At 55.4% G+C, this 20,270-nt stretch carries 18 protein-coding genes; 7 read left to right on the forward strand and 11 right to left on the reverse strand.

From position 1 onward, the window contains the following. The 3 genes from IPM31_17720 to IPM31_17730 are packed head-to-tail and all read right to left on the reverse strand — an operon-like array spanning position 1 to position 4,786. Complete coding sequence (locus IPM31_17720; protein MBK9008813.1) at positions 1–2,553, reverse strand: HEAT repeat domain-containing protein; 2,553 nt, start codon at positions 2,551–2,553, stop codon at positions 1–3. Between the two features lie 5 nt (positions 2,554–2,558). Next, on the reverse strand, positions 2,559–3,260 hold the full coding sequence (locus IPM31_17725; GenBank protein MBK9008814.1) for a hypothetical protein: 702 nt from the start codon (positions 3,258–3,260) through the stop codon (positions 2,559–2,561). Between the two features lie 23 nt (positions 3,261–3,283). Then, on the reverse strand, positions 3,284–4,786 hold the full coding sequence (locus IPM31_17730; protein MBK9008815.1) for a serine hydrolase: 1,503 nt from the start codon (positions 4,784–4,786) through the stop codon (positions 3,284–3,286). A 125-nt stretch (positions 4,787–4,911) separates the two neighbouring features. On the opposite strand from IPM31_17730, the gene IPM31_17735 reads away from it, so the two are divergent. From IPM31_17735 to IPM31_17765, 7 genes are all read left to right on the forward strand, one after another. Continuing rightward, entirely contained in the window at positions 4,912–5,877 is a 966-nt protein-coding gene (locus tag IPM31_17735; GenBank protein MBK9008816.1) for a proline dehydrogenase family protein, read from the forward strand. A gap of 34 nt (positions 5,878–5,911) precedes the next feature. Continuing rightward, positions 5,912–6,616, forward strand: a complete 705-nt coding sequence (locus IPM31_17740; protein MBK9008817.1) for an SDR family oxidoreductase — start codon at positions 5,912–5,914, stop codon at positions 6,614–6,616. Positions 6,617–6,712: 96 nt separating this feature from the next. Then, a complete protein-coding gene (locus IPM31_17745; GenBank protein ID MBK9008818.1) occupies positions 6,713–7,186 on the forward strand; it encodes a maleylpyruvate isomerase N-terminal domain-containing protein in 474 nt (157 codons plus the stop codon). Between the two features lie 122 nt (positions 7,187–7,308). Continuing rightward, positions 7,309–8,418: an aminotransferase class I/II-fold pyridoxal phosphate-dependent enzyme gene (locus IPM31_17750; protein ID MBK9008819.1), complete on the forward strand. Its 1,110-nt coding sequence runs from the start codon at positions 7,309–7,311 to the stop codon at positions 8,416–8,418. A 188-nt stretch (positions 8,419–8,606) separates the two neighbouring features. Next, on the forward strand, positions 8,607–9,452 hold the full coding sequence (locus IPM31_17755; protein ID MBK9008820.1) for a prenyltransferase: 846 nt from the start codon (positions 8,607–8,609) through the stop codon (positions 9,450–9,452). A gap of 39 nt (positions 9,453–9,491) precedes the next feature. Next, positions 9,492–10,763: a molybdopterin molybdenumtransferase MoeA gene (locus tag IPM31_17760; protein ID MBK9008821.1), complete on the forward strand. Its 1,272-nt coding sequence runs from the start codon at positions 9,492–9,494 to the stop codon at positions 10,761–10,763. Between the two features lie 16 nt (positions 10,764–10,779). Further along, on the forward strand, positions 10,780–12,741 hold the full coding sequence (locus tag IPM31_17765; GenBank protein MBK9008822.1) for a cation:proton antiporter: 1,962 nt from the start codon (positions 10,780–10,782) through the stop codon (positions 12,739–12,741). 40 nt (positions 12,742–12,781) lie between these two features. On the opposite strand, the gene IPM31_17770 is transcribed toward IPM31_17765, so the two are convergent. The 8 genes from IPM31_17770 to IPM31_17805 all read right to left on the reverse strand — a co-directional run bounded on the left by IPM31_17770 (position 12,782) and on the right by IPM31_17805 (position 20,259). After that, complete coding sequence (locus IPM31_17770) at positions 12,782–13,933, reverse strand: hypothetical protein (protein ID MBK9008823.1); 1,152 nt, start codon at positions 13,931–13,933, stop codon at positions 12,782–12,784. 132 nt (positions 13,934–14,065) lie between these two features. After that, the gene (locus IPM31_17775) at positions 14,066–15,496 is read right to left on the reverse strand and encodes an aspartate aminotransferase family protein (protein ID MBK9008824.1); all 1,431 of its coding nucleotides are present in this window, start codon (positions 15,494–15,496) and stop codon (positions 14,066–14,068) included. Between the two features lie 140 nt (positions 15,497–15,636). Beyond that, positions 15,637–15,888 carry a GlsB/YeaQ/YmgE family stress response membrane protein gene (locus IPM31_17780; GenBank protein ID MBK9008825.1) on the reverse strand — a complete coding sequence of 84 codons (252 nt, stop codon included), beginning with the start codon at positions 15,886–15,888 and terminating at the stop codon, positions 15,637–15,639. Between the two features lie 19 nt (positions 15,889–15,907). Then, on the reverse strand, positions 15,908–16,300 hold the full coding sequence (locus IPM31_17785; protein MBK9008826.1) for a type II toxin-antitoxin system VapC family toxin: 393 nt from the start codon (positions 16,298–16,300) through the stop codon (positions 15,908–15,910). After that, on the reverse strand, positions 16,297–16,506 hold the full coding sequence (locus tag IPM31_17790) for a hypothetical protein (GenBank protein ID MBK9008827.1): 210 nt from the start codon (positions 16,504–16,506) through the stop codon (positions 16,297–16,299). The genes IPM31_17785 and IPM31_17790 overlap by 4 nt, the downstream gene beginning before the upstream one ends. A gap of 21 nt (positions 16,507–16,527) precedes the next feature. Further along, the gene (locus tag IPM31_17795; GenBank protein ID MBK9008828.1) at positions 16,528–17,493 is read right to left on the reverse strand and encodes a pyridoxal-phosphate dependent enzyme; all 966 of its coding nucleotides are present in this window, start codon (positions 17,491–17,493) and stop codon (positions 16,528–16,530) included. Positions 17,494–17,609: 116 nt separating this feature from the next. Next, positions 17,610–18,974, reverse strand: coding sequence for a M20/M25/M40 family metallo-hydrolase (locus IPM31_17800; protein MBK9008829.1), 1,365 nt, complete (start codon positions 18,972–18,974; stop codon positions 17,610–17,612). A 19-nt stretch (positions 18,975–18,993) separates the two neighbouring features. After that, positions 18,994–20,259: an adenylosuccinate synthase gene (locus IPM31_17805; protein MBK9008830.1), complete on the reverse strand. Its 1,266-nt coding sequence runs from the start codon at positions 20,257–20,259 to the stop codon at positions 18,994–18,996. Positions 20,260–20,270: the final 11 nt, after the last annotated feature.

Here is a 20,270-nt window from a genome sequence, read left to right on the forward strand (position 1 = left end):
TCATCCGAGACCAAATTGATTGGGATGCGGAAGCCGCATGCCGTTCGCGCCAATTTCCTGCGCGGCAAGATAGGCGGCTTCGCGCACTTCGATGTCTTCGCCATACATGCCGTTGTATAACGCGCCGACAATCCCTTCATTTGCAATCGGCTTGAGATAGGGCAGGGCGGCAAGCCGTTCTTCGGTGCTCCCAAATTTGAAAGCGCTCAATAGCGCGTCGGTGGCGGGTCCGCTTTTTGAAATGCCCATGCCTTGTTTGCCGGCAAATTCGATCAGCCATGGAGTGTCTGATGGGTTGGGCAATTTCTGCGGGACGCGCGGATCAGGCTTGCTCCCTTGTTCGAGATATTGTGTGGCGAGGTTTCGCACGACCCATTGATCGTCTTCCACCTGCATTTTTTGCAAGAGTTCGATCGCCCAGGGTTGTTCGATTCGCGCCAGTCCGTGCACGACCGCTCGCCGCACCATGATGTCTGACAGGGTAACGCCTTCGCGCAGAACGGCGTGCCCCTCTGTCGCGTCGTTCGCCAGCGCTTCCGCCGCGGCTTTGCGGAGTTCTTCGTCGCCTTGCAATAATGCCCGCGCAACCGCCTCCAGCGATTTTTCGGTGCCGATGGCAACCAATGCTAGGCAGGCGGCGCGCCGAACCGCGCCAACCGGCGCTTGTAACGCGTTTTCGAGCGCCTCGATTGCTTTGGTATCGCGGATGCCTCCGCAACCAAGCGCGGCAAGCGGGATCACTTCAAACGAGCGTGAGTTGAGTAACTGCCTAAAGAGCGCGGCGGCGCCGGGGTCACCGCTGGCAACAAACGCCGCCATTGCCTGCCCGCGCAAGCCAAGTGGCTGTCCTTCGCTTTGCAGGATGTTCAACAACGCGGAAAATACCTTGCCGCGCCAAGCCGCTTCGCGGGGCGCATCACGCAACCAGTGAGCCACAGTGAATAACTGCACGTGCAGTGGCAGACTGGAATCTTTCATCATCGAATCTGCCAGTGAGGAAGCGTCGCCGCGCGCCGCAAAGTAATGCATGGTGACAGTCCTGCCATTCCATACCGGCTGGGTGAGTAATGTTTGATACGCTTCGTTGTCGCCGATCGCTTGCCCGGCGAGATAGCCATTCAACACCGAATGCAGGAAACGCATCTTGTTACCGGCGTGTGAGATCAGCAAACCGCTGTCCACCATTTTGCTTAGCAAGCCATGGGTCGGCGCATTGCCCGCTTTCGATTTCTTGATGCGAATTTTTTGCGATTCGGTGAGCGCGGCTTTTTCGTCCTTGTCGCTTTTTGTGACGGTTTCCGCGTGTTCCATCGGTTTGTCATCGACGATGTCGTATTGTTTCACCCAGGCGCGCGCCGAATGCGGATCGAACACCGGTTGCGCGGTGAGCGCAACCTGCATGGCGAGCAGTTCGAGCGCAGCCACCGGGGTTCCGGCGGGCGCCACGCGGCGGATGTGTGTGGCGATCGCGTCGAGCACGCCCGGACCCAAACTGTCACCGGCGTATGCGCCCCACACTTTGAGAGTCAGTTCGAAGGGGGTGAGACTGTGATTGTCGGTGGCTACCCAGGCGTTGAGCAGGAGGGCATCCACTGGCTCGGGTCCCGTTTGCGCGCGCGACTCCAGCGCGATAGTCTGCGACCAGCGTTCGCCCCATTGTTGGATGAATTTCGAAGCGGCTTTTTGATCCCAGGCAATCAGCGCCAGTGGGTTGAAACCCAGGCTGATCAGACCATTCAGTTGATGGGTGGAACCTGTCGTTACGATGCGAACTTTGGGGTAGGCGTGCGTCAGCGCCTTGAACCATGCCGTCACATGTTTTTGGCTCTCCGTATCCAGTTCGTCGAAGCCATCGATCAATAACAAGGCGCGCCCACCCTGAAATGTTTGCTGGACAAAGGCAGGCAAGCGGCTGAGATCAAAGATCGGGGCAAATTCTGTTACAACATTTATGAGAACGGTAAGCGGATCTTTTGTTGAATCGAACGGGAGCGCCAAATCTGCAACATGATATAGATAAGGAACCGCTTCTTCTTCAGATTTCGGGTCGATTCTAACCCTGAGGTTTGCCGCCAGGGACGCAAGGCGCGCCAGCGCGACTGTTTTGCCCGCTCCCGCCGCGCCTACGATGACAATGTTCGACCCGCCTGCAACGCTTTCGGCTAGTGTGAGTGTTGGCGCGCCGTATACGCCGGCGAGTTGGGTCCAATCTGGCATGTAGGGCAGGGTTTGCGAAATAATATCGTCCTGCAAAGGGATTATGCCCGGCTCCACGCGCGCCGGTGGCGCGACGAGACGAGGCTCCTGGAGAATTTCGTCGAGAGCAAACATCGACGCGGCGAGATGCATCCCTTGGGCGCGGCGCAAGGTGATGCGCCGGTGGTTGTCTTCTAACCCGCTTGTGCGGCGGACTTTGGCGGTTTCGCGGTTTTCTTTAAAGTTGTCTCGAACTTGGTTGAGGAGCGGCTTGGCGCGGCCAGCCAAATTGAAGAGTATGATCCCAATCACCATACCGATAACAAAAGATAGAGGGTCGATGTGCGGAATAGGCATGGGGGCTAAGTGGCGTACAAAATACGCCCGCAGGTAGGGCAGGTAAAAAATTGCGAGGCGGAGCGGGCGCTCTGGCGCTGGGAAGGCGTAAGCGTTGTGCCGCACGCCGCGCACGATGAATCGGTGACGGTGGTAATGGCGACTCCGCGTTTCTGCGCGCGGAGCGAATCATAGGTGAGCATGGCTGGTTGAGGAATTCCGCTCGTGACTGCCTTGCGTTCGGCATCAAGCCGTTCGATCTCTTTTTGGAGCGTCTCGCTTTCTTTTGTCAAGTCGTTGTATTGAATCGACTTGTCAGCCCGCACGCGTTCGAGTTGGGCTTTGCTGGCTTGCATGGCTTGGTCTGCATTCTCCAGGGTGTCCATCGCGTTGAGTTCGAGGTTTTCGAGGGTCGCCAGATGTTTTTTGAGCGAGGCAACATCCAATTGCAGGTCTTGCAACTCTTTGGGATTGCGCACCTGTCCGCCATATAAGCTGGATTCTGCCTGTTCGATCTTGATGCGCTGTTTTTCAACGTCGGCTTCTGTCGATTGGAAGGCGCGCTCGGCGGTTTTGAATCCGTTTTCGGAGGCGGAAAAGGCGTCCATGGCGGCGCGCAGTTCGCCGTCGTTTTGAAGCGTTTCTTGAATCGCTTTGAGTCGCCCGCGGATCTGATCCATCTGGCTATCCACTTGTTGCAGGCGAAAAAGACCAAGCGCGGCGCTCATGTTTGGATTATATACGAAGTCGCCTACTGGGTGGGCAGGTTGTAAAAGTTGTAAACTGTTTGTGATAATTGAGCGAAGAGCCCGGAGACCGGCTCCCAAATAGTTTGCTCCGGATGATAGGCGTAAATGACGAGGACGTAATTTCCGCCGGGCGTGTACACGATGGCGGCGTCGCTGATGTTTTTAATAACGCCTGTGCTGGGTTCGGTGATCCAGCCGTGTTTGTGCGCCACCTGGGTGCCTTCCGGCACGCCGGCTTCGATGAGCACGCCGATCTTGTCCAAGACGAGAAAATTGATCATCTGCTGGCAGATCTGGCTGTTGATCTTATCGGGGAATGCCGCAACGAGCGCGCCCCCATTTTCTGTGGCGCATTGATAGATGTCGGTGAGTAACATACCCGCGTCTGACGGGGTGGTCTGGTTGAAGGAATCGGGATCCGTGACCACATCGGCGCGTTGGTTCGCGGGTGTGCTGATTCTTTCAAGGAGTGGGCAGGGAAACTGGGCGCTGCAAAAGAACCCGGCGAGGAAGGTGTTTTCCAAGCCAATTTTGCGCATATCGTCGGTGACGATGAGCGGACCGCGGAACTCGTCGAGGCTTTCCATTAGCCGATCGGCAGGCGGGTTTTCGGATTTGCGAATCATGTCGAGAATGAGTTCGGAGGAGGCTGGCTCCAGCGCCGCGCTCCCGTTCTTGATGAAATACGAAACCATGATCGGGATTTTTACAGTACTCGACGCCGTGAAGGGCACATCGGGATTGGTAGAGATGACTTGACCCTTGTCCATGGCAAAGTGGATTTCCTGTCCATTTTGCAGGTCGAAGAGATATAGACCGATCACGCCGTCGAATTCCGCGACGTCGATATTTTGTTGAAGCAGGATTTCGAGGTTTTGAAAGGTGGGCCTGGCGGCAACGCTTTTTTGAAACGAGAGGGATACTTTTCGGTTGGAAGGCGAACGCAGGATATCCTCGATCAGGCGCACAGCGCGGTCGATGTCGAGAATGGTTCCGGGTTCGCCGGGCAGGAATGTTGTAGTTCCAGGAACAGGCTGAGGCGGCGTCGGTGGTTGATCGTAGCGCGCGGAAATTTCATTTTGTAGATACGCAGTGAGTTGAACTTCGTCGATGGTGGCGCTTAAGGGGATATCGACCGGGGCGGGCTGGCGCTGCCACAGGTAGTTCCAAAACCCACCCCAGAAGGAACCGCCCGTGCGCCCCAGGTCGGCGGCGGCGATCATCGAATCCATGTCGAGTTCGAAGCCGACCACCGAGGGCGCAATTTGAATGCTCGAATTATTGTAAGTAACTTCGATGGGCGATGAGTATACTTGCAATACGCGTTCCGATGCAATTTGCGGCGTCACGCCGCCAACGGGCACGCCTGCGATCGTCATACCGGCGGGATAGTTATTCCGCTGGCGACTGTATCCGATCAAGCCAATCACCACCAGGACCAACGCGACGGATAACAATCCGATGGAAACGCCGCGCAAGACCGGTATCGAACTTCTGTTTCTCACATTACCTCCGGTGTGCGAAAAAAAGTATAACACACCCAAAATTATCTTTATGCTAGAATAGCGGCGCATCTTGCGCATCGCTCTATTCACCTCGCGCAGATTTAAACCACTTGCAGGATGGGACGATGCTGCGAAATTTTTTGATCTATCTTTCCAAAGCCGCCTGGGCGCAAAAAATGATCACGAGTTGGGGCTTTGCCTGGAGAGCCGCTTCGCGTTTTGTGGCGGGCGACACAGCCAATGACGCGATTCGCGTGGTGCGCGAATTGAACGCAAGGGGCATCAACGCCACGCTCGACCAGTTGGGCGAGCACACCTCCACCGCCGAAGAAGCGAACGCCTCGGCAGACTCCATTGTGCAAGTTTTACAGGAAATAGATAAAGCGGGGGTTAAAGCCAACGTCTCCATTAAATTGACTCAGATCGGCATGGGGCTGGACGAAGAAACCTGCCGCCAGAATCTCGTGAAGATCCTTGAACAGGCAAAGAAAAGCAATAACTTCATCCGCATTGACATGGAAGACACGCCCTATACCGACATTACGCTTGCGATGTATCGTTCCATGTTGGAGCGAGGCTTCACTTCGAATCAAGTTGGGTTGGTTCAACAAGCGTATCTGTTTCGCACAGAAGCCGAAGTCCGCGAACTGCTCAACAGCGGCGCGCGACTCCGTCTCGTCAAGGGCGCGTACAACGAGCCGCCCGAAAAAGCCTTCCCGAAAAAAGCCGACACCGACGCGAACTACGACTTGCTTGCCAAAGTGATGATCGACGCGACGACCGCGAAAGAAAATAATTCCGTCAGCGCCGATGGACGCACGCCGCCGTTCATTGCCATTGCCTCGCACGACGACAAGCGCATTGACTTTGCGAAGAAGCACGCCGAAAAAATGAACTTGCCGAAAAACGCCATCGAGTTTCAAATGTTGTACGGCATCCGCCGCGATCTGCAGGAGCGATTGGTGAAAGACGGTTATCCCGTCCGCGTGTATGTCCCGTTCGGGGCGCAATGGTATCCGTATTTCATGCGCCGTCTCGCTGAACGCCCCGCAAATATTTGGTTCTTTGTGTCAAACTATTTCAGGAAGTAAACACGGAAACAGGTAAACAAGTAGACACGTATCCATGGAAAAACTTGCACTCGTCACCGGCGGCGCGCATCGTTTGGGGAAATCCTTCGTGCTGACTCTTGCCCGCCTCGGATACGACATCGTCCTTCATTATCATTCGGCTGTGGAGGAAGCGATTCAAACGCAGGGGATGCTTGAGTCGCTCAACGTCCGCGTTACCCTAGCCCCAGCCGACCTCACCGACCCTCAACAAATTCAATCTCTAGTCTCTAGTCTCCAATCTCTGAATATTCTCGTCAACTCCGCCGCCTTCATGCCCAGCGGAAATGTCGAATCGCTTTCGCTCGAAACCTGGGACTCGACTCTCGACCTCAATCTCCGCGCTCCGTTTTTGCTCGCGCAAGAGTGCGCTAAAAAAATGACCGATGGCGGTCTCATCGTCAACATCACGGATGTGGGCGCGCAAAAAGCGTGGAGCCGGTATCCATCGTACACCGTTAGCAAAGCCGCGCTTGAATCGTTGACCAAAATTCTTGCGCGCGCGCTCGCGCCGAAGATTCGCGTCAACGCCATTGCGCCAGGCTTCGTCCTGCAATCGGACATTGTTTCTGCCGACGTGTGGGAAAAGTTAATCAGCCGAGTCCCGCTCAAACGTCCCGCAAGAACCGAAGAAGTTGCATCCGCTCTCGAATTTTTAGTCAAGAACGAGTATATTACCGGTCAGACCATTGTTGTGGATGGTGGTTATTCGTTGGTGTGATCCGCGCTGAGCGTCCTTCGACTGCGTTCGACGTGGCGCCGCAGCGCCACTCCTCACTCCGCTCAGGACGGAAACGTTTGTATAGGAGAAATCATCATGTCCGAAATAAACGAACTTGCCGACAAATTAAAATCCGAGGGCGAAAAGTTTTATTCCATCTTCGCGGGCTTGAGCGACGAGCAATGGCAGGCGGAGGTCTACACCGAAGGCGCGACGTGGAGCGTCCGCAATGTGCTTTCGCACTTCGTCACCTCCGAGCGCGGACTGGTCAAACTCTTCGAGCGCATCCGTACGACTGGCGAGGGCGCCTCGGATGATTTTTCGATTGACCGCTATAACGCAACGCAACAAGAACGGACAAGAGACCTGCCGCCGCGCGAACTGCTGGAACAATATAAAGAAGTCCGCTCGAACTCTGTCGCGTGGGTGGCGGGGTTGAATGAGGAAGAACTTGAGATCGAAGGACGACATCCGTTTTTAGGCATGACCAAGATCCGCGATATGATCAAGATGTTGTACATCCACAACCAGAATCATTATCGTGATATGAAGAAAGTTCTAAAACCTTAAACACAAAGGACACGACGAGCACAAAGGCTTGCCCTGAGTTTATCGAAGGGAAAATCTAAGGAAAGGCGATTCGCTCGCGATTTGCCCAACCTTAGTGACCTTTGTGTCCTTCGTGGTAAAAAATGAATCTTTCCCCTTTCAAACTCGAACGTTATTTCGCCAAGTACGAATTCAATACGGAATTTTTACTTTGTTCATCGGACTGCGAAGCCATGCCCATCGCGGATTTGCTTGCCATGGAAGCAGGCGCGGCGGAAAAATTTCAACAAACATGGCTGGGATACACCGAGTCGCTTGGGCATCCTGCTTTGCGAAAAGAGATCGCTAAAATTTACGAAACGATCCAGCCCGAAGAAATTTTGGTTCACACCGGCGCGGGCGAGGCGATCTTCCTGTTCATGCTTGCCGCGTTGAAAGAGAACGACCACATCATCGTCCATGCGCCGCATTATCAATCGCTGAGCGAAGTGGCAAAAGGGATGGGGTGCATGGTCAGCCCATGGCGGGCGCGCGAGGAAAATAACTGGTCGCTGGACCTGGACGAACTGCGTCATCTCGTCCGCTCTTCGACGAAGGCGATCGTCATCAACACGCCGCACAACCCGACGGGTTATCTCATGTCGAAGTCGGATTTTGAAGCGGTGAACAGATTCGCGCAGGAAAAGAATCTGCTATTGTTCAGCGACGAGGTCTACCGCGAATCGGAATACGACCCGTCGCTTCGACTCCCTGCCGGCGCGGACATGGGCGCGCACGCCGTCTCGCTGGGCGTCACGTCCAAAACCTACGGCTTGGCTGGCTTGCGGATCGGCTGGATCGCGGCGAAGAACAAGTCAATTTACGAAAAAATGGCTGGGCTGAAAGATTACACCACCATCTGCAACTCCGCGCCGAGCGAATTTCTTGCCGAGGTCGCGCTGCGGAATCGCCAAAAACTCGTTGCGCGGAATGTCGGCATCATCAAAAGCAATCTCGAGATCGTTGACGATCTTTTTGCTCGTCATTCAAATCTGTTTGCATGGGTTCGTCCCGCCGCTGGCTCAATGGGATTCCCGAAACTGTTGACGGGCAACACAGAAGATTTTTGCGATACTCTGGTGAAACAAGCCGGCGTTCTCCTCCTGCCCGGCTCAGCCTACGACGACTCAAAAAACCACTTCCGCATCGGGCTGGGACGAAAAAACCTCCCGCAAGCAGTGGAGCGGCTGGATCAATTCTTGAACAACAATTAACCGCCAAGTCCGCAAAGACCGCGAAGTTTTTCTTTTGTTCCATTCACCCTGCGCTCATTGCCATTCACCTTCGTTTCTCCAATGTCCAATCGAAAATCGTAAATCCAAAATCGTAAATCGTCAGTCTCCAATCTCCAGTCTCCAATCTCTAATTCTCCAATTCTCTAATCCCCACCACTTCCCCCCTCATGCCCCTCCACCTCCTCCTCACCGCCCTCACCTACACCTTCGGCGCAAGCATCGCCGACTACCTCGGCAAACCATTCCTCGCCGCTCCGTTCTGGTTAGGACTGCTGGTCGTCCTCCTCGCGCAAACGACAATGAGTCTCTTGCCCGAAGTCTTTCGCTTGGACGCGGAACCTCTGCTCGAAAACGAGACTCGCTCCAAGCGACAGATCCTCCGCAATAATCATCTTTACACATCATTGGCATGTATCGTCATCATTGCCCTAACCGCGTACATCCTCTTTGCCAATAACGCCCTCCCACTTTCCACTTTCTTCTTTCTTCTCCTCTCCCTCGCCATCGTCTTCACACACTCCCTCCCTCCCTTCCGCTTCGTCAATCGCGGCGCGGGGGAATTTCTCCTCGCCATTCAACTCGCTTATGTGATTCCCTCCATCGCCTTCACGCTTCAAGCGGACAAAACTCATCGCTTCCTCGTCCTCGCCATTCCACTGACCCTCCTTGCCTTTTCCTATTTCATTGCGCGAAACTTTCAATCCTTTGCGCAAGATCAAAAATACAACCGCGTCACTTTCCTCACGCGCCTCGGCTGGGAGCGCGTTGTGCCTCTGCATCATCTCTTCGTCTTGCTCGCGTATTTTCTCTTTACCATGTCGCCGCTCTTCGGCATCTCGCTTTCATTGATCTGGTCTGTGTTCCTCACGTTCCCCTTTGCCCTCTTTCAAATTTTCCTCCTGCGCAACATCAGCCTCGGCGCCAAACCCAACTGGACTCTCCTCCACGCCGCCGCGCTCGCCGTCTTCGGACTCGCCACCTACTTTCTGACTCTCACCTTCTGGCTCCGCTGACTTGTAACTCGTATCTTGTATCTCGCGACTTGCCTCCCCATGCCCGAATTCCTGACTCTCCTCCCGCCCGATGAAGCCCGCGCCCGCCTCCTCTCGCATCTCCCCGCAGGGACAGTTGATTCGGAACCCGTCAACGTTATCGCATCGGTGGGCCGCGTTCTCGCGGAAGACATCCACGCGCCGCATTCACTGCCGGAGTTTGAACGCTCAACCGTTGACGGCTACGCCGTCCGCGCGCGAGACACCTTCGGCGCGTCCGATTCACAGCCCGCATATTTGACGCTCATCGGCGAAGCGCCGATGGGCGTCGCGCCCGCCTTTGAGATCGAGCCGGGTCAGTGCGCGTTGATCCACACCGGCGGCATGTTGCCAGGCGGCGCAGACGCGGTGGCGATGTTGGAATATTCGCAAAAGACCCGTGAGGTCTCCAAAGACCTCGCGGGTCTATCGCAAGAAATCGAAATCTTCCGCGCGGTGGCGGAGGGGGAGAACGTCATCCGCGTGGGCGAGGACGTGGTTGCGGGTCAGGCGATCCTGCCGAAAGGGCGGGTGATGCGTCCCGCCGAAATTGGCGGACTGCTCGCGCTGGGGATCACCTCCGCGCGCGTAGGCAGATTAGTACGGGTTGGGTTGATCTCAACAGGAGATGAAATTGTTGATCCGAGTCAACATCCACACGCGGGACAAGTGCGCGACGTCAACTCGTATACATTGTCCGCGCTGATCGAAAAAAGCGGGGGCGTGGCAAAACGCTTCGGGATTATCCGCGACCAGTTCGAGGCGTTGAAAGACGCGGCGGCGCGGGCGTTATCCGAATGCGACATGGTCGTCATCACCGCGGGGTCGTCCGCCTCCACGCGCGACATGACCGCCGACGTCATCCGCTCGTTGGGCGAACCCGGCGCGCTCGTTCATGGGATCAACACCCGCCCCGGCAAACCGACTATTTTAGGCGTGTGCGACGGCAAAGCCGTGATCGGACTGCCCGGCAATCCCGTCAGCGCGTTGGTGAACGGCTATTTATTCGTCCTGCCGGTGATCGAAAAATTATTGGGCGCGTTGCCAAGACCAAAACCAACTGTGCCTGCGCGCCTCACAGTAAATTTGCCGTCGCAAGCAGGCCGTGAAGATTGGTGTCCCGTGAATTTGATCGTCAATCGTCAATCGTCAATCGTCAATTACGAGGCTGACCCCGTCTTCGGAAAATCGAATTTGATCTTCACGCTGGCAAACGCCGACGGCTTGTTGCGGATCCCGCCGGACGCGACGGGGTTGAGCGCGGGCGAACTGGTCGAGGTGATATTGATATGAACCGCGGAGAGACTCCATGATCGAACTATTCAACAAGCCCGTAGGATTCTTCCTCCTCATCATGACGATCATCCTCGTCACGCCTCTGCTTTCAGAGCGCGTGCGTTTGCCGGGCATCGTCGGCATCATCCTCGGCGGGATGCTCATCGGTCCCCACGGACTTGGACTCATCGAAGACGGCGACCGAATGCAATTCCTGTCCACGATCGGGCTGGTGTACTTGATGTTCAGCGCGGGACTGGAAGTGGACATCAACACCTTCATGCGCGTGCGCGGACGCGCGGTCGTGTTTGGCGTCATCACTTTTATATTTCCGCAACTGATGGGCATGGGGCTGGGATATTTGCTCGGCTTGAACTGGCTCGGCATGATCCTGCTCGGCTCAGCGTTTGCCTCGCACACGCTGATCGCGTTTCCCATCCTCACGCGCCTCGGCGTGACGCGCAACGAAGCCGTGGCAGTGACGGCAGGCGCGACCGTCCTCACCGACATCGGCGCGTTCATCGTGCTGGCAATTGTGTTGGGCGCGTCGAACGGCGGCATCACGGTCGGTTACTTCATCGAGTTATTCATCCTGCTTGCCATCTTCGCCGCGCTCATCATTTTCGGTTTGCCGCGCTTGAGCAAATTTTTCCTCCAACGTTTCAGCGAACGCGCGGTTGAATTTCAATTCATCATCGTCGCGTTGTTCGTCGCCGCGTTCGGCGCGGAACTCATCGGCGTGCATGAAGTCGTCGGCGCGTTTCTCGCGGGGCTGGCGGTCAACGCCACATTGCCGCGCCATAGTTCCGTCACGGGGCATGTGCTGTTCATGGGCGAATCATTTTTCATCCCCGTGTTCCTTTTGTACAGCGGCATGATCACCGATCCGCTTTCGTTCCTCGACGACTCAAAAACCATCGTCGTCGCGCTCGGCGTCACGATCGTCGCATACGTTTCAAAATTTCTCGCGGCATGGCTCACCGCGCGAATTTTCAAATACACCAAAGCCGAATTCTGGACGGCATACGGACTCTCGCACGCGCAAGCCGCCGTCACCATCCCGACTCTCGTCATCGGTCTGCAAACGCAACTCTTCGACTCGACTCTCTTCAACGCCGCCATCTTGATGATTCTCCTCACCTCGATCACCTCGCCGCTCCTTGTGCAACGCTTCGCTCCGGGACTTCAAACTGATTCGGCTGACGACCAGCCTTCGCCCCTCTTCGGGCGGATTCTCGTTCCCGTCAGTAATCCCAAAACGGAGGGGCAGTTGGTCGGGTTGGCGACATTGTTGGCAAAAGTCCACGATGGGAAAGTGATCGCCGTCAGCGTGGCGAAAGACCGCGGCGCGCAGGAAAATAGTTTGATGCTTCACCGCGAAATGCTCGGGCGCGTCCACGATGCGTTGCAAGATCCCGAAAGCGAGATCGAGTTGATTCCGCGTCTCGCCGCCACGCACGCGCAGGGAATCTTATACACCGCGTCCGAACAGAACGCCTCGCTCATCGTCATGGGCTGGCGCGGCAAACGGACTCTGCGCGAATCGCTCCTCGGCTCCGTCTTGGATGAGGTCGTCTGGGGATCGGATGCGCCCGTGATCGTCGGCAAACTACCGATGCCATTGAACGGAACTCAACGCGTCGCGTTCGTCTTGCCTCGCAAATCCATTCCGCACATTGCCCTGCGCCGTATGATCGAAGCGAATCTTTTAATCGCGCAGGCGCTCAATGTCCCTCTGATCATCCGCGCCGACGCGAGTTACCTGCAATCCATCGAGGCGTTGCGCGTCGCCATGGAGACAGACTATCCCGTCAGCGTTGAACCGTTGAAAGACCAACTCAAACCTGCCGCGCTCGAACAGGAAAGCGTCAGCAGTTTCATCGTCGTGCCGGGATTCGGCTCGCGCAAACGAGTTGCGGACACGCTGGGCAACCTCCCCGAACAACTCGCCGCCTCGTTTGAAGGCAATCTGGCGATTTTGCATTTTGATCGATAGGCGTTGGCGGTAATCAACTCAGACGCCCGACAAATCCGAATTACATGTCTTCGTCGTCCTCGTAAAGGTCTTCCGGTGTGATGATGTCGAGGTTGACGCGCCCTTCGTCGAACGCCGCATCGAGCGTATGCTTGATCTCTTCCTCCATGCCCATCTTCATCAGAAAGTGGATCAAATACGCGTTCACAGATGGATCGAACGTTTTTGTATTTCCGAGTATTTTTTCGAAGCCTCTGACAATTTTATATCCCATTGCGTTGTTGTCTTCAGCCAATTGATGCAGACTGTCTGCCGCCAATCCGCGTTGCTTGATTGAGGCGGAAGGATTTTCGAGGATCATCCAGAGCGACGGTTCGACTTCTCTGCCCATGTCTGCCCAGATATGCGGAAGATGATCGGAGAGCCAGTCATCCTCAAGGTCGGCGAGAGGCGCGAGCGCGGGAGCGGATTCCCATGCTTGCAGCGCGCCGAGCGCATGGATGGCATGCCAGGGCGCCCAGCTTTCCCTCTCTGCGGGCCAACCGTTCAGTAGACCGGGGTCCAGCGCCATACGCGTGAGCGCGGGAATATGTTTTCTCCAATGCGCGAAATCCGCCTCGTCTGTGAATTTGTGCGATCTGTGCAAATCAGCGCCCCATTCGAGCAGTTCGTTGATCGGCGCTGGATAAGCGGCCGGCTGGGGCGCGTTGAAATCCTCCGGGCGCGGCGGAACGGCGGGCGGCGTGATATCTTCCCAATCGCGCCAGCCGTACAAGAGCAGTTTGTCCAGCTCGTTCGTTTCACCCGGCTTGCCTGCCTCTCTGAGGGCTTTGACGTGCGATTCGTATAACTCGTCTTTCTCCCTGTTCGTATAATACCTCAACCCTGCGCCGAAACGCGCATAACGGTGGCGATAGTCCCGATAACTTTTTGCGTCGTCGGCGATGAGCGTCGACAGATTCAAAATCTCGCCGATCGTTTTTGTGGCTCGCTCCACTTCCTGCGCGCCATATTTATCCGCCAGCCGATGGACCCGGTGTTTGTCGGGCTTTTCGCCCATCGCCATGAGTTTGACGAGTTCCAACATAAGTTCTTTTCGCAGGAGGATGATCTGCTCCCGCTCTTCCGGTGATGGATACCCTGCGCGGTGTTTCAGCCATTCGATTTGCGCCGTTCCTGTTCGTTTGACTGCCTGTCGTCTGTGCTTGCTCATGACATACTCCTTTTTTGGCGATGATCGTCGGTGGACCGCAGAAATAAGTTCTCGACGCAGTCGCGCTGCGTCAAGGTAGGCGACGCGGTTTGCCGGGCAAATCGAACCGCATTCCCAGCGCGAGAGTGTCGGCTACACATACAGGTCATTAAAGTAATTGACCAAAAACACGTTACATAACTCGTCGGGTAGATTGTCCAAGACTTCATTGATGAACGCCATCTCAGTCGGGAGCTCCGCGCCGGAGAGTCCCGCGCTGGCGGCGAGTTGACCGAATGCCGCCTCGGGGTCTGGGCTTTGCAGTGTCGCGGCGATCATGCTTTTGATCATCTCTGAATCGATCGGCGGCTTGGACTTCACGATCTCAACGCATGCTTTCAAATCCTTGAGCAGCAGCTCGGCGTTATCCGCGTTCCCTTGGCTGACCGAGATGTGCAAGTTGCGGGGAATCGCGGGCGTGGAGAACTGTCCCTGCAAGTACCAGCCGCGTTTGCCCATCTCATCCGCCAGTTGATAGACGTTCAGCGAATCGGAGGCGAAGGAAAACATGCTCATGGCGGGTTTGCCCAAGACGTACAACTCGTCCATGGCGTCGATCCCGTCCATTAACTTTTTTGCGGCATCCTGAACTTTTTGAATGATCTTTTTATAACCGTCTTCGCCCAGAAAATTCAGAACCGCCCAAGCCCCCGCCATCGGTCCGCCAGACTTGGAACTCAACACGGTCGGGTTGATCAACGTGTATCCAGTCGTATCGGTGCACGCGAAGATCTGGTATTTGCGGATGGACCTGTCGCGGTACATGATGACCGAACAACCCTTGGCGGCATACCCGTATTTATGCAAATCCGTCGAAATGGACGTGACGCCATCCACCGTGAAATCAAAATCGGGAATGTCGTAGCCCAATTTCCGCATGAACGAAAGGTGCAGTCCGCCGACGCATCCATCCACGTGAAATAACAGATTGTGTTTTTTTGCGATGGCGCCGATCTCCGCGATCGGGTCGATCATCCCTTGCGAATAACTCGGCGCGGAAGCAACCAATAAGATGGTATTTTCATTGACCGCTCCTTCCATGTCGCTGGCTTGCACCGTAAGCGTTTTTGGATCAAGATCGACGACCACAGGCTTTACGCACAAATAGTGCGCGGCTTTATGGAAGGCGGCATGAGCGTTCCTTGGCACGATCATTTCAGGATGTGTGATCTGCGGCTTTTCAACCCGCGCCTTGTCGCGCGCCGATTTGACCGCCAACATGATCGATTCGGTTCCGCCGCTCGTCAGGTGACCGACCGCGTTGGCATCGCCGCGCAGCAAATTGATGACCATTCGCGCGACATCGGTTTCCAATTTCAAGATGGACGGAAACACCGACGGGTCAAGTCCGTTTTCGCTCAGGAAGGACGCGTACGCCTCTTTCGTGACTTCGCTCGGGTCTTCCCCCGCGTCGTAGACATAACACCAAACCTTCCCGCCTTTCCAATCCATGTCTCGCGCTTTGAAGGCTTGCAGTGTGGAGAGTATCTCTTGCTTCGATAATCCTGTTTGTGGGATGCGCATGTAGTTTCCTTAAGCGGATGAGTTCTTTCGGCGAATTATACTTGGCGCAACTCGCCCGCGTCGAATTAATCCCATCGCTCCGATTGTCGCAGATGAAAAAAGTGACTGTCATCTTGAAGATGACAGTCACTTCGCGCAACTCATCCGCGCCGTATCAACCCCATCGCCCCGATCATCACGACCGCGCCGCCTACCGCGACTAAAAATCCCATCACACTAAACCCCACAGGGACAGCCATCCCCAACGTGTTCATGATCCCCGCGCCGATGAACGCCCCGAGGATACCGACGACGATGTTCGCCACCGGTCCCATCCTGCGGTTCTTGCCCGTGAGAATGCTGGCAACCCATCCCGCCAATGCCCCAAAAATTAACCATGCGATGAAAGTGATCATGTGTGCCTCCACGATTTTATGAGATTGTTTTGATGTGCGAATATCCGATAATCCGTTCATCCGAAGTGACGAGCGGACAATTATGAATTCTTGCAGTGGCTACGATGATTTGATCGGCTGGGTCGCGATGAAATTCTCCGGGCAGGCGGGTCGACTCTACCGAGATTTCAGGAGAAAGTTCCAAGAATCGGATACCTGGATAATTCAAAGCCTCCTCGATCCATTTTTCAACAGGAGTGGACAGTTCTAGCCGACCAAGTTCAACCAGTTTGGCAACTTCCCAGCAGGTGATTGCGCTGATTCCGATCACATCATCTTCGTTGGCTTGGATCGCGCTAATTTGATTTTTCGTGAGCTGTTCTCCCCCGTGGACCCACCAAACCCATACGTGTGTATCCAGAACGATCATTTCATCGCTTCCCAATCGTTTACTGCCGCGCCTTGAAACGGCTCACGATAAACGACGGGTTTTCCGCGCAACGGATATTTGCGCGCAGATTTTTTTCCTTTGCGTACTACGACCTCCACCGTTTGCCCTGGTTTGAACGGCAGGTCTTTGATGGAAATGCGTCCCTTTTTTGTAATGGTAGTTTTTGTGTAATACGTGCGTTGCATGTGTGCCTCGCTTTTCACAAATTATACCTGCATATTTGATTGGCTTCCCCACGGTAACTTGCCCAAATCCACATTCCCGCCACTCAAGATTACTCCCACCTTCAACCCCGCGAGATCAACTTTCTTTTCCCACAACACAGCCACCGCCACTGCCGACGATGGCTCGATGACGATCTTCGCTCGCTCCCAGATAAATTTCATCGCCTCCACAATTCCCTGCTCGCTCACAGTGACGATTCGTTCCACGCGCGATTGAATGATCGCAAATGTTCGTTCGCTCAGCGACGTGAGCAGACCATCCGCGATTGTTTTCGGATGTTCCGACGGCAACACGTTCCCCGAGTGTAATGAGCGAAACGCATCGTCTGCCATTTCGGGTTCGCCGCCCAGCACGCGGATTCCCTTTTTGGTTTCCGTCGCCGCGATGGACGTTCCGCTCAACAATCCGCCGCCGCCGACGGGCGCGATGATGGCGTCGAGGTCGGGGATCGAATCAAGCAACTCGAGCGTGGCAGTTCCCTGTCCAGCGATGACGCGCTCGTTGTCAAACGGGTGGATGACCGCCGCGCCGGTCGCTTCCGCCACACGACGGAGAGTCGCTTCGCGCGCCTGTACAGTTGATTCGCAGTAGGAAATTTTTCCTCCATACCCAGCCACCGCGTCCTTCTTCACCTGCGGAGCGTTCTCAGGCATGACGATGTGCGCCGCGATACCGCGCATCCGCGCCGCGAGCGCCAACGCCTGCGCATGATTCCCCGACGAGTGTGTGCAGACCCCATGCTTCGCTTCCTCGTCGCTCAATGAAAAGACCGCATTGCACGCGCCGCGAAATTTAAACGCGCCCACCTTTTGAAAATTCTCGCACTTGAGAAACACCTGCGCGCCGACTCGCGCGTTGAGGCTTTCATTCGTCAACACAGGCGTGCGATGCGCGTACGGTTTGATCCGTTCCGCGGCTTGCTGAATGTGAGCGAAAGTGACGGTCATAGTTTCTTGTTCATATCCTCGTTCAAAATCAACTCGATAGATCGGCGGCTCGACCTCGCTCCGCAGGCAAAAATTTTTAACGAACAGCCGCGCGATGCCCGGTGATGTATTTTTGCTTACATGCCGCCAAGTTGAGTGAGCATGAAAGCGTTGAACTCGATGGCTCTTGGAATATCTTTCACGCGGATGTGTTCGTTCGGGGCATGCGCCCCGCTGCCATAGTACGCCGGGTTTCCCGAAGTAGAGATGCCTAGCACGCCCACATTATTTTTCATCGCGCCGAGCAAGGGCAGTGTTCCGCCAACCAGCGGCGTGATCTCCGGTTCCTGTTCGGTGAACGCCCTGCCAATTTGGATCATCCGTTGGACGAACTCGTCTTCGATTGGCGTGACCACCGGATCGCCGTCGCCCAATTTCTTGACCCGCACATCGTCGAAGCCTTGCGCTGTGAGATAAGCCCTCAACTTTTGCAGAATATCGTCCGGGCGTTGATTTGGCACGAGACGAAAATCCATCTTCGCCATGGCTTTTGCAGGCAGGACGGTTTTGATCCCCGGATCCGTGTAGCCGGTTAAGAAACCGGCGATATTCGCCGTCGGCTCAAAGACGGATATCTCCAAATCGTATCCGCTTCGGTCGCGGAGGAACGACTCGATTCCATACATGGCTTTGGTTCTGGCTTCCTGTTCAAGGTCAACGTTATCCCTGGATGCCTGTTTTTCCATCTTTGTCGGTTCGCGCGCGTCATCGTAAAAGCCGGGGATCGACACTTTGCCGTTTGCGTCTTTCAAGCTGGCAAGCGCTTTGACCAAGCGCCATGCCGCGCTCGGGAGGGCGTGCGCGCCGCCCGAATGCGCGTCTACGTTCATCTGCTCCACGCTGTATTCCACATACAACAACCCGCGGAAGCCAAGCGCGATCGCCGCCTGACCTTTCTCGTTGAAGCCGCCGCCTTCCCATAACGTGCCGTCGGCTTTGAGCAGGTCGCCATACTGGCGCGTCATCGCATCGAAGTGTACGCTGCCGATCTCCTCTTCGCCTTCGACGATCCATTTGACGTTGATGGGCAGTTCGCCGTTCACCGCAAGCAACGCGCGGATGGCGCAGATGCGTGAGATCAGTTCCGCTTTATTGTCGCAGATGCCGCGCGCGACGAGTTTGCCGTCCACTTCGGTTGTTTCAAACGGCGGGCTGTTCCAGAGTTCTAGCGGCGCTTCGGGCTGAACATCGTAATGGTTATACAGCAGGAGGGTGAAGTCGCTTTTCCCTTTGAGCGTTCCATAGACGTAATTCGGCGCACCTTCCACTTCCAATTGACGGGTTTCAAAGCCCGTGTCTTTGAGCAGTTTCTCCACCCAGTCAGGGGTTTCCTTCATCATGCGGTTCTGCGCCGCGACGCTTTCAAAGCGGCAATATTCCGCGATCAGCTTTCTAAACTCTTTCACTTGAAAATCTAATTCCTGCTGTAATTTTTTGTTCATGCCTGCCTCCATTGTGAGTTTATCTTCGTATGGTTGCTTCGCGCTCGGGACCTGTGCCGATCCACTTGACAGGAACTCCCGCCGCGTCTTCGATCATCGTCACATACGTCTGCGCGTTCGCAGGCAACTCGTCAAACGATTTCGCCTTGCTGATATCTTCGTTCCAGCCTTTGAACGTTTGATACACACATTCGACTTCGCCCAATCCGTACGCGTCCACATCGGCATATGTTACATCTTTCCCGTTTAATTTATAACCAATGCAAACTTGAATCTCATTCAACCCGCTCAACACATCCAACTTCGTGAGGCATAGTTCGATCACGCCGCTGAGTTGCGCCGCAGTGCGCACGATCTCCAAATCCAGCCAGCCGACTCGGCGCGTGCGTCCCGTCGTCGCGGCGACTTCGGCAAACTTTTTGTACACGTCCGATTCAACGTCGTGGATTTCCGTTGGCAACGGTCCTGCGCCGACGCGCGTGGTGTACGCTTTCGTCACGCCGACCACGTCGGTAATGTAGCGCGGCGGAATGCCGAGTCCAGCCGAAGCGGCGGAGGGAATCGTCGTCGAAGCCGTCACGAACGGGTACGTTCCCCAATCGGTATCCAGAAAAGTTCCCATCGCTTGTTCGAGCAAAAAATGTTTGTTCCCTTTCAAACCGTCTTGCACTAATGGAAATAACTCTTTGATGTAGGGTTTCAGTTTCAAATAAAACCCGCGATACATTTCGCGCACGTCTTCATACTTCAACGCTTCGCCGCCCAATGCGGTGATGATCTTGTTCTTCAAAGTCAATTGCATTTGCAAACGCGACTCAAACGCGTCGCTCGCAAAATCCGTCCAGCGGATTCCGTTGTAACTGACCTTATCCGCAAACACAGGACCGATGCCGCGCCGCGTGGTTCCCGTCGCGCCCGCGCCTTTTGCTTCCTCATACAGCCCGTCTAAGATTTTGTGATACGGCATGATCAAATGCGAACGCGGCGAGACCCATAGCCGTCCATCCACGCCGACGCCGGCTTTGTTCAACAAATCAATTTCTTCGATCAACACAGCGGGATCGATCACCACGCCGCCGCCGATCAACGCCGTTGTGTTGCGCGCAAAAATTCCCGAAGGCACGAGATGAATTTTGAACGTCCCGAATTCGTTGATCACCGTATGCCCCGCGTTGTTCCCGCCGTTGAATCGCGCCACATAGTCCGCGCGCTCGGCGAGATAATCAACCACCTTCCCTTTTCCCTCATCGCCCCATTGCGAACCGATCACTGCTGTTACGCTCATTATGCCTCCAC

The sequence above is a fragment of the Candidatus Defluviilinea gracilis genome (assembly GCA_016716235.1).
In the GTDB taxonomy this organism is placed as follows: domain Bacteria; phylum Chloroflexota; class Anaerolineae; order Anaerolineales; family Villigracilaceae; genus Defluviilinea; species Defluviilinea gracilis.

Bases quoted from the DNA above. Each gene is read 5' to 3' on its own strand.
- IPM31_17720 (MBK9008813.1), bottom strand. From the start codon at position 2,553: ATGCCTATTCCGCACATCGACCCTCTATCTTTTGTTATCGGTATGGTG.
- IPM31_17725 (MBK9008814.1), bottom strand. From the start codon at position 3,260: ATGAGCGCCGCGCTTGGTCTTTTTCGCCTGCAACAAGTGGATAGCCAG.
- IPM31_17735 (MBK9008816.1), top strand. From the start codon at position 4,912: ATGCTGCGAAATTTTTTGATCTATCTTTCCAAAGCCGCCTGGGCGCAA.
- IPM31_17740 (MBK9008817.1), top strand. From the start codon at position 5,912: ATGGAAAAACTTGCACTCGTCACCGGCGGCGCGCATCGTTTGGGGAAA.
- IPM31_17745 (MBK9008818.1), top strand. From the start codon at position 6,713: ATGTCCGAAATAAACGAACTTGCCGACAAATTAAAATCCGAGGGCGAA.
- IPM31_17750 (MBK9008819.1), top strand. From the start codon at position 7,309: ATGAATCTTTCCCCTTTCAAACTCGAACGTTATTTCGCCAAGTACGAA.
- IPM31_17755 (MBK9008820.1), top strand. From the start codon at position 8,607: ATGCCCCTCCACCTCCTCCTCACCGCCCTCACCTACACCTTCGGCGCA.
- IPM31_17760 (MBK9008821.1), top strand. From the start codon at position 9,492: ATGCCCGAATTCCTGACTCTCCTCCCGCCCGATGAAGCCCGCGCCCGC.
- IPM31_17765 (MBK9008822.1), top strand. From the start codon at position 10,780: ATGATCGAACTATTCAACAAGCCCGTAGGATTCTTCCTCCTCATCATG.
- IPM31_17770 (MBK9008823.1), bottom strand. From the start codon at position 13,933: ATGAGCAAGCACAGACGACAGGCAGTCAAACGAACAGGAACGGCGCAA.
- IPM31_17775 (MBK9008824.1), bottom strand. From the start codon at position 15,496: ATGCGCATCCCACAAACAGGATTATCGAAGCAAGAGATACTCTCCACA.
- IPM31_17785 (MBK9008826.1), bottom strand. From the start codon at position 16,300: ATGATCGTTCTGGATACACACGTATGGGTTTGGTGGGTCCACGGGGGA.
- IPM31_17790 (MBK9008827.1), bottom strand. From the start codon at position 16,506: ATGCAACGCACGTATTACACAAAAACTACCATTACAAAAAAGGGACGC.
- IPM31_17795 (MBK9008828.1), bottom strand. From the start codon at position 17,493: ATGACCGTCACTTTCGCTCACATTCAGCAAGCCGCGGAACGGATCAAA.
- IPM31_17800 (MBK9008829.1), bottom strand. From the start codon at position 18,974: ATGAACAAAAAATTACAGCAGGAATTAGATTTTCAAGTGAAAGAGTTT.
- IPM31_17805 (MBK9008830.1), bottom strand. From the start codon at position 20,259: ATGAGCGTAACAGCAGTGATCGGTTCGCAATGGGGCGATGAGGGAAAA.